The organism is Paenibacillus sp. Paensp38 (genome assembly GCF_059491915.1).
This window is the reverse complement of record NZ_CP168516.1, coordinates 2,857,346-2,870,831: the sequence shown is the minus strand read 5'-3', so window position 1 is coordinate 2,870,831 and position 13,486 is coordinate 2,857,346. Positions and strand designations below refer to the sequence as shown.

Annotated in this window: 12 protein-coding genes; all 12 read left to right on the top strand. The window is 45.9% G+C overall.

Annotated features, from left to right (window positions below; all coding sequences use genetic code 11):
• The first annotated feature begins 156 nt into the window (after positions 1-156).
• The 12 genes from ACEN8J_RS12310 (at position 157) to dapA (ending at position 13,389) form a co-directional block, all read left to right on the top strand.
• Positions 157-1,095: a bifunctional riboflavin kinase/FAD synthetase gene (locus ACEN8J_RS12310; RefSeq protein WP_340885105.1), complete on the top strand. Its 939-nt coding sequence runs from the start codon at positions 157-159 to the stop codon at positions 1,093-1,095.
• Positions 1,096-1,227: 132 nt separating this feature from the next.
• Entirely contained in the window at positions 1,228-1,497 is a 270-nt protein-coding gene (rpsO, locus tag ACEN8J_RS12305) for a 30S ribosomal protein S15 (protein ID WP_007430074.1), read from the top strand.
• A 214-nt stretch (positions 1,498-1,711) separates the two neighbouring features.
• Positions 1,712-3,814 carry a polyribonucleotide nucleotidyltransferase gene (pnp, locus tag ACEN8J_RS12300; RefSeq protein WP_311082739.1) on the top strand — a complete coding sequence of 701 codons (2,103 nt, stop codon included), beginning with the start codon at positions 1,712-1,714 and terminating at the stop codon, positions 3,812-3,814.
• A gap of 229 nt (positions 3,815-4,043) precedes the next feature.
• A complete protein-coding gene (locus ACEN8J_RS12295; RefSeq protein ID WP_340885108.1) occupies positions 4,044-5,048 on the top strand; it encodes a polysaccharide deacetylase family protein in 1,005 nt (334 codons plus the stop codon).
• Positions 5,049-5,114: 66 nt separating this feature from the next.
• Positions 5,115-6,380 (top strand): M16 family metallopeptidase, encoded by a 1,266-nt coding sequence (locus ACEN8J_RS12290; protein ID WP_495594535.1) that lies wholly within the window; start codon positions 5,115-5,117, stop codon positions 6,378-6,380.
• Positions 6,358-6,804 (top strand): dUTP diphosphatase, encoded by a 447-nt coding sequence (dut, locus tag ACEN8J_RS12285; protein ID WP_013309936.1) that lies wholly within the window; start codon positions 6,358-6,360, stop codon positions 6,802-6,804. Before ACEN8J_RS12290 ends, dut begins: the two co-directional genes overlap by 23 nt.
• Before the next feature lie 215 nt (positions 6,805-7,019).
• Positions 7,020-8,419, top strand: a protein-coding gene (locus ACEN8J_RS12280; RefSeq protein WP_495594534.1) for an IS1182 family transposase whose coding sequence is annotated in 2 segments (ribosomal slippage) — positions 7,020-7,587 and positions 7,587-8,419 — 1,401 coding nt in all. Because the reading frame shifts where the segments join, the coding sequence is not laid out codon by codon here.
• A gap of 146 nt (positions 8,420-8,565) precedes the next feature.
• Positions 8,566-9,465, top strand: coding sequence for a dipicolinate synthase subunit DpsA (dpsA, locus tag ACEN8J_RS12275; protein ID WP_029517030.1), 900 nt, complete (start codon positions 8,566-8,568; stop codon positions 9,463-9,465).
• On the top strand, positions 9,462-10,055 hold the full coding sequence (locus ACEN8J_RS12270) for a dipicolinate synthase subunit B (protein WP_029517031.1): 594 nt from the start codon (positions 9,462-9,464) through the stop codon (positions 10,053-10,055). The genes dpsA and ACEN8J_RS12270 overlap by 4 nt, the downstream gene beginning before the upstream one ends.
• 134 nt (positions 10,056-10,189) lie before the next feature.
• On the top strand, positions 10,190-11,227 hold the full coding sequence (locus ACEN8J_RS12265; protein ID WP_013309939.1) for an aspartate-semialdehyde dehydrogenase: 1,038 nt from the start codon (positions 10,190-10,192) through the stop codon (positions 11,225-11,227).
• Between the two features lie 23 nt (positions 11,228-11,250).
• The gene (dapG, locus tag ACEN8J_RS12260) at positions 11,251-12,468 is read left to right on the top strand and encodes an aspartate kinase (protein ID WP_069011410.1); all 1,218 of its coding nucleotides are present in this window, start codon (positions 11,251-11,253) and stop codon (positions 12,466-12,468) included.
• Between the two features lie 39 nt (positions 12,469-12,507).
• The gene (gene dapA, locus ACEN8J_RS12255; protein ID WP_029517033.1) at positions 12,508-13,389 is read left to right on the top strand and encodes a 4-hydroxy-tetrahydrodipicolinate synthase; all 882 of its coding nucleotides are present in this window, start codon (positions 12,508-12,510) and stop codon (positions 13,387-13,389) included.
• Positions 13,390-13,486: the final 97 nt, after the last annotated feature.

Genomic DNA, 13,486 nt, shown 5'->3' with positions numbered 1-13,486 from the left:
TCAGGGGAGCTGAACAATTCTATAATCGCAAGAAAAACTTCCGCTAGGCGTGGTCTGGCTTCCGTGAATTACGTCGATAGACGTTTTTCTTACCTTGAATTGTGCTATAATTTTGACGAAGTTAGTCAAATGATGTGAAATGCAGGTGAATTAATAATGATTACCGTATCGTTATCTTATCCATTGAGTGATGAGCTTTTGCAGCAATGGGGACGTCCACAGGTCACGGCGATCGGTCAGTTTGATGGTCTTCATCTTGGACACGCAAGCGTGATACGCGAGGCCGTTGCGCTGGCTCGTGAACAGCAAATGCCGATATCTGTCATGACATTTCACCCTCATCCGAAGGAAGTCATGAAAAAAGGCGATTATGAAGGTTATTTAACACCGCTTGCGGACAAGCAGACTATTCTGGCTGATATGGGTGTGGATGTACTTTATATTTTGAGTTTTAACGAAGAATTTTCTAAGGTCAGCCCTGAGGCGTTTATGAGCGACGTGCTGCTTCCATTGCAAATTCAAACAGCGGTAGTAGGCTTTGATTTTCGGTTTGGCCACCGGGGAGCAGGGCATGAGAATACACTTCGGACGCTGGGGGGAAAGCTGATGTCTGTGCACACCGTACCACCGTTCGAACTGGATGGGGACAAGGTGAGCAGCTCTGGAATTCGCCGTGCTTTACAGACTGGGGATCTAGCGCATGCCTCTCGCTGGTTGGGACGTCCTTATCGTATCCAGGGTACTGTAATGGATGGGGAGAAGCGTGGACGTACGATCGGTTTTCCGACCGCTAATCTCAAACTGAATGATACTTACGTGATTCCGATCAAGGGTGTATACGCTGTACGAGCACTAGTAGGTGATCGTTGGATAAACGGTGTAATGAATGTAGGGGTTAAGCCTACTTTCCATGAAGGTGTGCTGAATCCGTCGTTTGAGGTACATCTATTTGATTTTAATCAGCAAATTTATGGAGAGTCTGTACTTGTGGAGCTTCACCACTACATCCGTCCTGAACGCAAATTCTCTTCGGTGGATGAGCTGATCAACCAAATTGGCAATGACGCACAAACGGCTAAAAAGCTGTTAGGCTAATTTATTTACATAAGACAGGCGCTGTGTTATACTGACTTATGTTGTGTAAACAACGATGAACCTTAGCTTGGTTGTCCGCTTTCACCGGCGGCTACGAGGCTAATGGCGATTATAATGAAGGAGGTGAACAGGATGGCATTGACTCAAGAGCGTAAACAGCAATTGATCGAGGAGTACAAAACTCATGAATCCGATACAGGATCACCAGAGGTACAAATCGCTATCCTTACTGAAAACATCGTCAACTTGCAAAGTCACTTTCGTTCGCACAAGAAAGACCATCACTCCCGCCGCGGGTTGTTGAAAATGGTCGGTCAGCGTCGTAAACTTTTGGCTTACCTGAAGAAGACTGATGTTAAACGTTACAGTGCGTTGATCGAGCGTCTCGGACTGCGTCGTTAATTTTCAGACATGTAATGAGAAAAGAAGCCTGGTTGTTCACCGCTTGTCCCTGCTAAGGCGACGGCGGACAGCAGCCGGGTTCTTTTTTGAAATGAGGAATCTTTTTTTGAATTACATATCCTGATTTGCCTGCGAGCTTCTTATGAATAAGACCTGCGCAGGAAATACTGAATATGTATAGAACTTTTACAATGAAATGAAATGGAGGGATACCATGGAGCAACGCGTAGAAATGCAGCTCGGCGGAAGAAAGCTGGTGCTGGAAACAGGACGTCTTGCGAAACAAGCCAATGCGGCAGTTAAAGTGAGTTACGGAGAAACAGTTGTGCTTTGTACCGTGACCGCTTCCCGTGAGCCGAAAGATTTGGATTTTTTTCCACTGACCGTAAACTATGAGGAAAGATTGTATGCTGTGGGGAAAATTCCTGGCGGATTTATTAAACGTGAAGGACGTCCGAGTCAAAAAGCAATTTTGTCCAGCCGTTTGACAGACCGTCCAATTCGCCCATTGTTCCCGGAAGGTTTCCGGAATGATGTACAGGTGTTGAACCTGGTTATGAGTGTCGATCAGGATTGCGAACCTGAAATTGCAGCAATGATCGGAACCTCAGCAGCACTTAGCATTTCGGATGTACCTTTTAATGGGCCAATCGGTGGAGTCGCTGTAGGACGTGTAGACGGACAATTTGTGATTAACCCGGATATTGCACAGCAGAATGCAAGCGACATGTACCTGGTTGTAGCCGGAACGAAAGATGCCATCATGATGGTAGAAGCCGAAGGCAATGAGATTCCAGAGGAAGTTATGCTGGAAGCCATTATGTTCGGTCATGATGAGATTAAGAACATTGTGGCAGTCATTGAACAATTGGTGCAAGTAGCAGGTAAAGAGAAAATGCAGGTTAAACTGCATGCTGTTGATGAAAAAGTGAACAGTGAAGTACGTGCTTATGCAGCTGAACGTTTAATGGAAGCTGTTAAAATTGCAGAAAAACATGCCCGTCAAGAGGCGATTGATGCAGTCAACGAAGAGACAGTTGCCCATTTTGAAACACAATACATAGAGACACCAGAGCTTTTGAGCGACGTGAGCGAAGTTCTCTATGATATCGTCAAGGAAGAAGTACGTCGTCTGATCACGCATGATAAAGTGCGTCCTGATGGTCGTAAGCTTGACGAAATTCGTCCGATTGAAAGCGACACTAGCATCTTGCCGCGTACTCATGGTTCGGGCTTATTTACACGCGGTCAAACGCAAGCACTTAGCATTTGTACACTCGGTGCATTGGGTGATGTGCAAATTTTGGACGGTATTGATCTGGAAGAAACAAAACGCTTTATGCATCATTACAATTTCCCGCCGTTCAGCGTAGGGGAGGCTCGTCCTTTGCGTGCGCCAGGTCGTCGTGAAATCGGACATGGTGCTCTTGGTGAACGTGCGCTTTCCAAAGTAATTCCTTCCGAAACTGAATTTCCATACACCATCCGTCTGGTTTCCGAGGTACTGGAATCGAATGGTTCGACTTCACAAGCTAGTATTTGTGCAAGTACACTGGCTATGATGGATGCAGGTGTACCAATTAAAGCTCCGGTTGCAGGTGTAGCGATGGGATTGATCAAGGATGGAGATCATGTCTCCGTATTGACTGATATCCAAGGTATGGAAGATCACCTGGGCGATATGGACTTTAAAGTTGCTGGTACTGCGGAAGGCGTAACTGCCATTCAAATGGATATTAAAATTAACGGTATTGACCGCCAGATTTTGCAGGATGCACTCAAGCAAGCTAAAGAAGGACGCTTGTTCATTCTTAGCAAAATGATGGAAGCGATCCAGAAGCCACGTGAGCAGTTGTCTCCGTATGCTCCAAAAATTATGACGATGCACATTAACCCGGACAAAATCCGTGACGTTATTGGTGCTGGTGGTAAAATCATCAACAAAATCATCGAAGAAACCGGCGTGAAAATCGATATTGAACAAGATGGTCGTGTGTTCATCGCTTCCACAAATCAAGAGATGAATGAAAAAGCACGTTCCATTATTGAGGGTATCGTAAAGGAAGTCGTGGTCGGTGAGATTTACATCGGTACAGTAAAACGGATTGAGAAATTCGGTGCATTTGTTGAGATTTTACCAGGTAAAGATGGTCTGGTTCATATTTCTCAACTGTCTACTGAGCGTGTAGCCAAAGTTGAAGATGTAATTGCTATTGGGGATACAATTACGGTGAAAGTAACCGAAATTGATCAACAAGGACGTGTCAATCTGTCCCGTAAGGCTGTTCTGACAGCAGAAGCACCTGCAAAATCCTAGGACCTGCATGTTGCAGACTAGAAAGACAGGAGTAGCTTTTCGTATTAACAGTACAAGGGATTTGAATAGCATTGTTTAAGCTTTTGGAAAGAGGCAGAGCTACGTTTCTGGCTCTTTTTTCATACATATGCACAAGCTGCGCCAAAGTGGGCTTCTAGAGGCTACTGCGTCATAGTTCTTTTCCTCTCCGCATACAATGTGGACAAACGGGCGGGAGGCTGAAGGAATCATGAGTAGGACAAAAAGAGCAGTGTGGGTGGTAGCCAGTTTAGCCATCACACTGGTAATCGGACAGTTTAGCGGGGTTCGTGACTTCGCTGATCAATTACGCAATGGAGACGTTACAGGAGTTGGGGAGCCTAAAGTTGAAACAACGATGGCGATGGCGGCTTTACCCGATAATGCGCTTATGCAGCGACTAAGAACAGAAGCAGCCCGTCAGCGGCGGGAGCCAGTTGATGCCAAGATCGACAGGGTATGGAGGGCTATTCCAGGCTATAACGGGCTGGAGGTGGATTTGGATGCTACCTATCGCAAAGCGATTGCATCTCCGGATCGACCCATTCAATATGTATATCGGCAATTGGCACCTAAAATACATTTAAATCAGCTCGGTAATGTTCCAATATACAGGGGAAATCCCGAAAAGCCGATGGTATCCTTCATGATCAATGTAGCATGGGGGAATGAATTTATCCTGCCGATACTGAACACGTTGGATCAGGAAAAGATCAAGGCTACATTTTTTCTTGATGGAAGTTGGTTGAAAAAAAATCCTGATCTCGCCAAGGAAATTCAAAAAAGAGGGCATGAGCTTTCAAATCATGCTTACTCTCATCCGAATATGAGCCGTCTGAGTCGGGCCAGAGCCACACAAGAAATTGAAAAGACTCAAGTACTTCTCCAAGAAACTTTGGGTATCAAAAATTACTGGTTTGCCCCTCCTTCGGGTGATTTTAATCAGCAAACGGTGGATATAGCAGCAGAAAGTGGGCTCAAAACAGTGTTGTGGACATTGGACACAGTAGATTGGAAACATCCGTCACCGGAATCGGTGATTAACAAAATCAGTAGTAAGGTTGAATCAGGCTCCCTGATATTAATGCACCCAACAGATTCCTCAGCGGCTGCTCTCAAAGGCATGATCCATGCCATTCGTAGTAAGGGACTTATGCTCGGAACTGTCAGTCAGACGCTTTCTCCTGATCGGCAGCTACCTGTTCCGGTTGAGTGAACGTCTTTTTTCTGTTAGGATTGAACATTATGGCTAAGTATGCAATTCAGTTTAGGAGGGCCAATCGTGGAAAGAATTCAACTCAAAAACGGCCTAAGAGTGGTCATTGAAAAAATTCCAACCGTGCGTTCAGTTTCTTTCGGCATCTGGGTTAAAACTGGCTCCCGGAATGAAACGCCGGACAATAGCGGTATTTCTCATTTTATCGAACACATGCTTTTCAAAGGAACAGAGCGTTTTAACGCTAAGGAAATCGCTGAGCAATTCGATGCCATCGGAGGAAATGTTAATGCTTTTACTTCGAAGGAATATACATGCTATTATGCCAAAGTGTTGGATGAGCATCTACCGATCGCAGTTGATGTGCTGTCTGATATGTTTTTTAATTCCAAACTAGATCAGGAAGAATTGGCAAAAGAGAAGAATGTGATTTTGGAGGAAATCTCCATGTATGAGGATACACCGGATGATATGGTGCATGATCTTGTATCTCGCGCCGCCTATGGTGAACATCCACTGGCTTATCCGATTCTCGGAACCGAAGATCACCTGCTTGCTATGGATAGCTCACATCTCAGCCATTATATGAGGGAACATTATACAATCGACAATACGGTTATCAGTGTGGCTGGTAATGTTGACGATCGCTTGGTAGAATTGTTGGAGCGACATTTTGGACATTTTGACAATCATGGAACCGTTTCGCCGCTGACAGTACCTGCGTTTAACGGTGAACTGTTGTATCATGAGAAAGCAACGGAGCAAAATCATATTTGTTTATCCCTACCTGGATTTGCGACGGGTGACGACCTCCAGTATGCTATGGTTTTGCTGAATAACGCGATCGGCGGCGGCATGAGTTCACGTTTGTTTCAAGAAATTCGGGAAAAGCGTGGGCTTGCTTATTCGGTCTATTCCTATCATAGCTCCCATGCGGACAGTGGCATGTTCACGATCTATGCAGGTACGGCTCCTAAACAAACAAAGGACGTGCTGGATTTGACTCTGGAGCTTTTACGAGATGTGGCTGTCAACGGTTTAGACGCTAATGAGCTTCGTAAAGGTAAGGAGCAATTAAAAGGAAGTTTGATTTTAAGCCTTGAAAATACAGGTAGCCGGATGAATCGGCTTGGAAAAAATGAATTAATGCTTGGTCAGCATTATACGCTGGATCAAATGATCGAACATATCGAGCAAGTGACGGCGAATGATGTGAACAAAGTGCTGGATCGGATGTTCTCGGAGCCGTTTGCCCTGTCGATGGTGGGAGCGAGTGATTCAGCGGTAAAGGATATGAGGAGGGACTATTTTGTTAACTTACGTGGAAATTAACAGACTCGCGGGCAATGAAGATATTGAGCTGCCCCGCAAAATGTCAGAGCTTGCATCAGGGTTTGACTTGTATGCAGCAGTACAGGAAAATCTGGTACTGGAACCCGGCAAGCGTTGCCTCGTTCCAACCGGATTTGCAATAGCTATGCCGGCGGGATTGGAGGCACAGATCCGTCCGCGAAGTGGACTGGCTCTTAAGCATGGTATTACTTGTCTCAATACACCGGGAACAATTGATGCGGATTATCGTGGGGAGATTAAGGTACTTCTTATTAATTTGGGCGAGGAATCATTCACGATTACGCGCAATGAGCGAATTGCACAAATGGTATTTCAAGTTGTACCTGAGGTAGAGCTGAAACAAGTAGACCAATTATCTGAAACAGTGCGTGGTGCTGGAGGCTTTGGTCATACAGGACGCTGAGGCGATGGTTGGTTTAAAATGTACGAATATCTATTTTGTAAAAGCTTCGAATTTACTTGCTTAAGAGCATGTATGCATATAAAGGTCGCCTCATAAAGAGGCGGCCAGGCTGTCGAGAAAGTCTCGACAGCCTATTTTATGTTAATTTTGTTTAAGACGACACCGCGTTAATGTTGTATAATATAGGTAACTATTGTAGAACGGATGGTGTTGATATGCTACGCTCCAACCGCGAAAAACAACAATCCTACGAATTTGTTTCCATCGAAGATCTGGTTCCTCAAGATCACTTGCTCCGCAAAGTAGATAAGTATATCGATTTTTCGTTTATCGATGATAAAGTTCGACCACTGTATTGTGCAGACAACGGGCGTCCTGCCATTGATCCTACCGTATTGTTTAAAATGATCTTTCTCGGTTATTTCTATGGCATTCGCTCAGAACGGCAACTCGAGCGAGAAATTCAGACGAACCTAGCTTATCGTTGGTTTCTGGGGTTGGGCTTAACGGATAAAGTTCCGGACCATACGACGATTAGCTGGAATCGTCGCACTCGCTTTAAAGACACCACGATCTTTCAAGATATCTTCGATGAAATTGTGCTGCAGGCGATCTCTCACCGAATGGTGGGTGGGCGTGTTCTCGTCACCGATTCCACACACGTCAAAGCCAATGCTAACAGGCACCAGTACACCAAAGAACAAGTGTTGCAGAATACTAAAGACTATATGGACGAGCTGAACGAAGCGGTGAAGGATGACCGGAGAAACCACGGAAAAAAGCCTTAAAATCCCGAGAGGAAGTGAACGAAGAAAAAGAAATTAAAGTGAGCAAAACAGACCCGGACAGCGGCTATATGATCCGTGATGGCAAGCCCGAAGGCTTCTTCTATCTGGACCACCGCACGGTGGATATGAAGTACAATCTGATTACGGACGTGCATGTGACACCAGGGAATGTACATGATTCTGTCCCCTATTTGTCCCGTTTGGATCGCCAAAGAGAACGTTTTGGTTTTCAAGTAGAAGCTGTTGCACTAGATTCAGGTTATTTAACAACGCCGATTTGCCGAGGTTTGCAGAACCGAAAGATTTTTGCCGTGATTGCTCACCGAAGATTCCATCCCAGACAAGGACTGTTTCCGAAATGGAAGTTTGAATACGATGCCAAACGCAATGCGTATAGATGCCCAGCCCAACAGGAACTGCCCTACCGAACGACGGACCGTAAGGGATACCGGCAGTATGCCTCTGACCCAGCTCAGTGCCAGCATTGCCCACTGCTAAGTCAGTGTACCCAGTCTCGAAACCACCGCAAAGTGGTGACTCGGCATGTCTGGGAAGACAGCAAAGAGTGGGTACGGAGCAACCGGCTGAGCCCATCTGGTAAAAAGCTGTACCGCAAACGAAAAGAGATGATTGAGCGAAGCTTCGCGGATGCCAAAGAGCTCCATGGGTTTCGCTATTGCCGTTTGCGCGGTCTTCCAAACGTCAGGGAACAAGCCCTTATGACGGCAGTCGTGCAGAACATGAAGAAGATGGCGATCCACCTAGATCGCCTGGAGAAACAGGGGTACCCCCCCTGCTTCTCCAGAGACCAAAGCATTATGATGTAAAAAAGAAACCCACGTCTCAAAATGACGGGGTTTCTCGACAATCTGGTCGCCTCATAAAGAGGCGGCTTTTTTTTGTGTTTTTTCACCCCTTTCCGGGCACTCGCATAGACTAAAAGCATATCGTGTCTCGGAAAGGAGTGATCCGGATGCTAACAGGAATACGCGTCGTTGTTTTGGGTGGCGATGCGAGGCAGCTTGAGGTAATCCGTAAATGTGTGGACATGGATGCTACCGTCAGTGTGGTCGGTTTTGACAAGCTTGAAGTACCACTCAAAGGAGTGACACTAGAACCACTGTCTGTCAAGCTGCTGGAATCGTCAGATGCATTGATTTTGCCGGTGGTGGGATGCGATGAGGAAGGCAACGTAAATGCACTTTTCGGAGCACAGAAGCTTCAGTTCCTGAATGAGCATGCTGCTGCTCTTCCACCTCATTGTATTGTATATACAGGAATGGCGCGGACGTACTTAAAAGAAATTTGTACCAGACATGAGTTAAAGCTGGTAGAGCTGCTGGAGCGAGATGATGTGGCCATATACAACTCTATACCTACGGCCGAAGGCGCACTGATGATGGCCATTCAGCATACTGATTTTACGATTCACGGTGCAGATTGTATGGTTCTAGGCATGGGACGGACTGGATTTACCATGGCAAGGGCACTACAGGGATTGGGAGCTAGAGTGAAGGTTGGAGTACGGCGGGCAGAGGATGCAGCGAGAGCCGTGGAAATGGGTTGGAAGCCTTTTATGACAAGGGATTTAGCACATGAGACAAAGGGAGTTGACTTGATTTTTAATACGATACCCTCTATGATTATCACAGCGCAAATCCTGTCTAAATTGCCACTGAGCACCGTGATTATAGATCTTGCTTCCGCCCCGGGCGGATGTGATTTCCGTTATGCGGAAAAGCGTGGAATCAAGGCTATGCTTGCCCCTGGTCTTCCCGGTATTGTTGCTCCCAAAACTGCTGGTGCCATTATAGCGAATACGCTGGTGCAGTTGTTAATGGAAGATAATCCTGATCGGGGGGATGCACAATGAGTTGGCAAGGGAAAACAGTAGGTTATGCAATTACAGGCTCACATTGCACATTTGAAGAGGTAATGCCTGTTATACAGCGCTTTGTTGATGAGGGTGCAAAGGTCGTCCCTATTATATCCAATACAGTGCTAACAACGGATACTCGCTTTGGTACTTCGCAAAGTTGGCAAAAACAGTTGAAAGATATAACAGGGAATGATATCATTTCTACAATTGTGGAGGCTGAGCCACTGGGTCCCTCCCAAATACTCGATGTGCTGGTGATTGCACCTTTGACGGGGAATTCGATGAGTAAGTTAGCGAATGCGATGACAGACAGTCCGGTTTTGATGGCTGCCAAGGCGCAATTGCGCAACGGCCGTCCACTTCTTTTAGCCATATCTACTAATGATGGACTGGGCCTAAATGCTGCCAATATCGCCAAATTACTCGTAGCCAAAAATATCTTTTTTGTACCGTTCGGACAGGACAATCCAGTTAAAAAGCCGAACTCGCTTGTAGCTAACATGGAGTTGATTCCGGAGGCTGCTTATGAAGCATTGCAGGGCAAACAGCTTCAGCCGATGATTGTGGAACGCAAGACCCCATGAAGTATTATAGTTAACTGCTGAGCATCCTTCGCCTAGAAGATGATTCGATATTGTATCGGGTCTAATTTCTTGTTGGCGGTGGATGCTTTCAGAATAAAAAATGGTTTTTTAGTCGAGAAGGGGAGATATACCAGATGAGCAATAGAAAGTTTAATGTAGCTGTCGTTGGAGCGACAGGCGCTGTAGGAGAACAGATCGTAAATCTGCTGGAAAAACGGGATTTTCCTGTGGACAAAATCAAATTTCTTTCTTCGCCTCGTTCTGCCGGCACGTTAATTAGCTTTAAAGGTCAGCAAATTCCAGTAGAGATTGCTACCCCCGACAGCTTTGAGGGAATCGACATTGCTTTGTTTAGTGCAGGTGGAGACGTAAGTAAGGAATTGGCGCCGCATGCTGTTCGTCATGGGGCAGTTTGTATTGACAACACCAATGCATTCCGAATGGATCCGACAGCTCCTCTTGTAGTGCCTGAGGTGAACAGCGACAAAATTGCCGAGCATCAAGGCATTATTGCGAACCCGAACTGCTCCACCATTCAGATGGTAGCTGCTTTGAAACCATTATATGATCAGTATGGCATTTCTCGTATCATAGTATCCACATACCAGGCCGTTTCCGGGGCTGGAAGCCGAGCTATTGATGAATTGAATCGTCAAAGCGCAGCGATTCTTAACGGTGATGAAGTTCAGCCTGATCTGTTGCCAGTAGGCTCGTTGCCAGTAAAACATCAGATTGCTTTCAATGCTATTCCGCAAATTGATAAATTCCAGGACAATGGTTATACACTGGAAGAAATGAAAATGGTACGTGAAACGAAAAAAATACTGGGTGACGAATCGGTGGACGTAACAGCAACGTGTGTACGTATTCCTGTTGTATATGGTCACTCGGAATCTGTATATGTAGAACTTAAAAAAGATTATGATTTAGAAGAAATCCGTAATTTGCTGGCTTCAGCACCGGGAGTAACGCTAGTGGACGATCCTGCTGCTCAGCTTTATCCACTGGCATCTGAAGCTGCAGGAAAACCTGACGTATTTGTGGGGCGTGTACGCCGTGATTTGGGCAATAGCCGTGGATTGAATTTGTGGGTCGTATCCGACAATCTGCTCAAAGGAGCGGCATGGAACGCGGTGCAAATCGCGGAAATTATTGCTGCAAACGCGGAGTAACGTTCCAATATGGGGGAAAAATAATGGGTATTTTGGTGCAAAAATTTGGAGGAACCTCGCTTTCCACACCTGAAGCACGTAAACTTGTGTTGGCACATGTGAAGAGGGAGCTGGAACAAAATCTTCAATTGGTTGTTGTTGTGTCGGCCATGGGGAGAAAAGGAGAGCCTTATGCCACCGACACGCTGCTGGATTGGGCGGTGTCTAACGGCGACAGTCTGCCAAAGCGCGAACGGGATTTATTGCTGTGCTGTGGTGAAATTATTTCTGCTGCTACATTATGCAGCCTGATGGAGAAGGAAGGTATTCCTGCTACAGTGCTAACTGGGGCACAGGCGGGCTTTATTACGGATGATCAATACGGCAATGCTCGTATTTTGGATATAAAGCCAGACCGTGTTGTTGAAGAGTTGAACCAAGGCAGAGTTGTCATTGTGACAGGTTTTCAGGGACAAACAGCAGACGGTGATATGACTACCTTGGGTCGGGGAGGCAGCGATACGTCAGCTACTGCTCTAGGTGCTGCTCTACATGCGGATATGGTTGATATTTATACGGATGTGAATGGTATATTGACCGCCGATCCGCGCATTGTGGAAAACGCAAAGCCGCTTACACATGTTAGCTATACGGAGATTTGTAATATGGCTCATCAGGGAGCAAAGGTTATCCATCCTCGTGCTGTTGAAATCGCCATGCAGGCTAATATCCCGGTCCGTGTTCGCTCTACCTTCTCCGAAGGAGAAGGTACGTTAGTTACCCATCCGGAAGGCTTTAAAGACGTGCAGGCAGACATCGTAGACCGTTTCGTGACCGGTATTGCGTATGTTGGCAATGTCACTCAGATTAATGTTGAATTAAAGCCGGGTATGGAGCACTTGCAATTACAAGTGTTCAAATCTATGGCTGAACATGGAATCAGCGTTGATTTTATTAATGTAACGCCATCGGGGGCAGTTTATACTGTGTTCGATTATGATGGAAGCAAAGCGGTTGAAGTATTGAACGGGTTGGGTCTAGAACCTAAGATACTGGCCGGATGTGCTAAAGTTTCTGTCATAGGCGGTGGTATCAACGGGGTACCGGGCATTATGGCGACGATTGTGGAGGCATTGGCAGAATCAGACGTACAGATCCTTCAATCCGCAGATTCCAACACGACGATCTGGGTACTTGTTAAAAAAGAAGATATGGTGCAGGCTGTACGCGCATTGCATAATAAATTTGAACTCCATCAATAGGTGCATGGTCCGTGCTCGGATTTGCAAAAAGGAGGCAGCATGGTGAACTTCGGCAGATTGATTACCGCGATGGTGACACCTTTTGATCAGCAAGGAGAGATTGACTGGACTGCATTGTCCTCGTTGATTGATTATTTAATAGAAGAACAGCATTCAGAGTCACTTGTTGTATCTGGAACAACAGGAGAGTCTCCTACCCTGAGCGATGATGAGAAAATCAAGTTGTTTGCTTTTGTTGTAGAAAAAGCAGCTGGACGATGTAAAATTATTGCCGGGACTGGCAGCAACAATACGCGTCACTCCATTCATCTTACCCGTGCCGCGGAGCAGGCAGGAGCAGATGGTGTTCTACTGGTAGTGCCATATTATAATAAACCGAATCAGGAAGGGATGTATCAGCATTTCGAAAGTATTGCAAACTCCACATCCCTTCCAGCTATACTGTATAATGTTCCAAGCCGTACTGGAGCGAGTCTAACAGCTGAAACAACGCTGCGTCTTGCACAAATTCCAAATATTGTGGGAACCAAAGAATGTGCATCACTTGCGCAGGTTACACAGATTGCAGCGGCAGCGCCAGAGGGTTTTCTGGTTTATTCCGGGGATGATGCTTCTGGGTTGCCTGCTATGGCTGTAGGTGCTTATGGTATTATCAGCGTAGCGAGCCATGTGGTAGGTGCTGAAATGAAGCAGATGATCGATTCACTTGTAGGAGGACACTCTCAGGAGGCAGCAAAGTTGCATCAGCAGTTGTTCCCGATTTTCAAGGGTTTGTTTGGCTGTCCTCATCCTCTGCCTAATCCAGTGGCAGTAAAATATGCATTGGAATTACGGGGGATTAGGGTTGGTTCGGTTCGGTTGCCGCTCATTCCTCCAACTGAGGATGAAGCGGAATTTATTAAGAAATTATTTACCCGCTAAAGACAAATAGGAATGTAGGATATTAATTAATACTAAGGAGTAACCTTGTTAAGGGCAGTCGGTAGGTACAAAACCGATAGAGTTTATTGTCTGACAA

Bases quoted from the DNA above. Each gene is read 5' to 3' on its own strand.
- ACEN8J_RS12295 (WP_340885108.1), top strand. From the start codon at position 4,044: ATGAGTAGGACAAAAAGAGCAGTGTGGGTGGTAGCCAGTTTAGCCATC.
- ACEN8J_RS12310 (WP_340885105.1), top strand. From the start codon at position 157: ATGATTACCGTATCGTTATCTTATCCATTGAGTGATGAGCTTTTGCAG.
- dpsA (WP_029517030.1), top strand. From the start codon at position 8,566: ATGCTAACAGGAATACGCGTCGTTGTTTTGGGTGGCGATGCGAGGCAG.
- pnp (WP_311082739.1), top strand. From the start codon at position 1,712: ATGGAGCAACGCGTAGAAATGCAGCTCGGCGGAAGAAAGCTGGTGCTG.
- dapG (WP_069011410.1), top strand. From the start codon at position 11,251: ATGGGTATTTTGGTGCAAAAATTTGGAGGAACCTCGCTTTCCACACCT.
- ACEN8J_RS12265 (WP_013309939.1), top strand. From the start codon at position 10,190: ATGAGCAATAGAAAGTTTAATGTAGCTGTCGTTGGAGCGACAGGCGCT.
- ACEN8J_RS12270 (WP_029517031.1), top strand. From the start codon at position 9,462: ATGAGTTGGCAAGGGAAAACAGTAGGTTATGCAATTACAGGCTCACAT.
- rpsO (WP_007430074.1), top strand. From the start codon at position 1,228: ATGGCATTGACTCAAGAGCGTAAACAGCAATTGATCGAGGAGTACAAA.
- dapA (WP_029517033.1), top strand. From the start codon at position 12,508: ATGGTGAACTTCGGCAGATTGATTACCGCGATGGTGACACCTTTTGAT.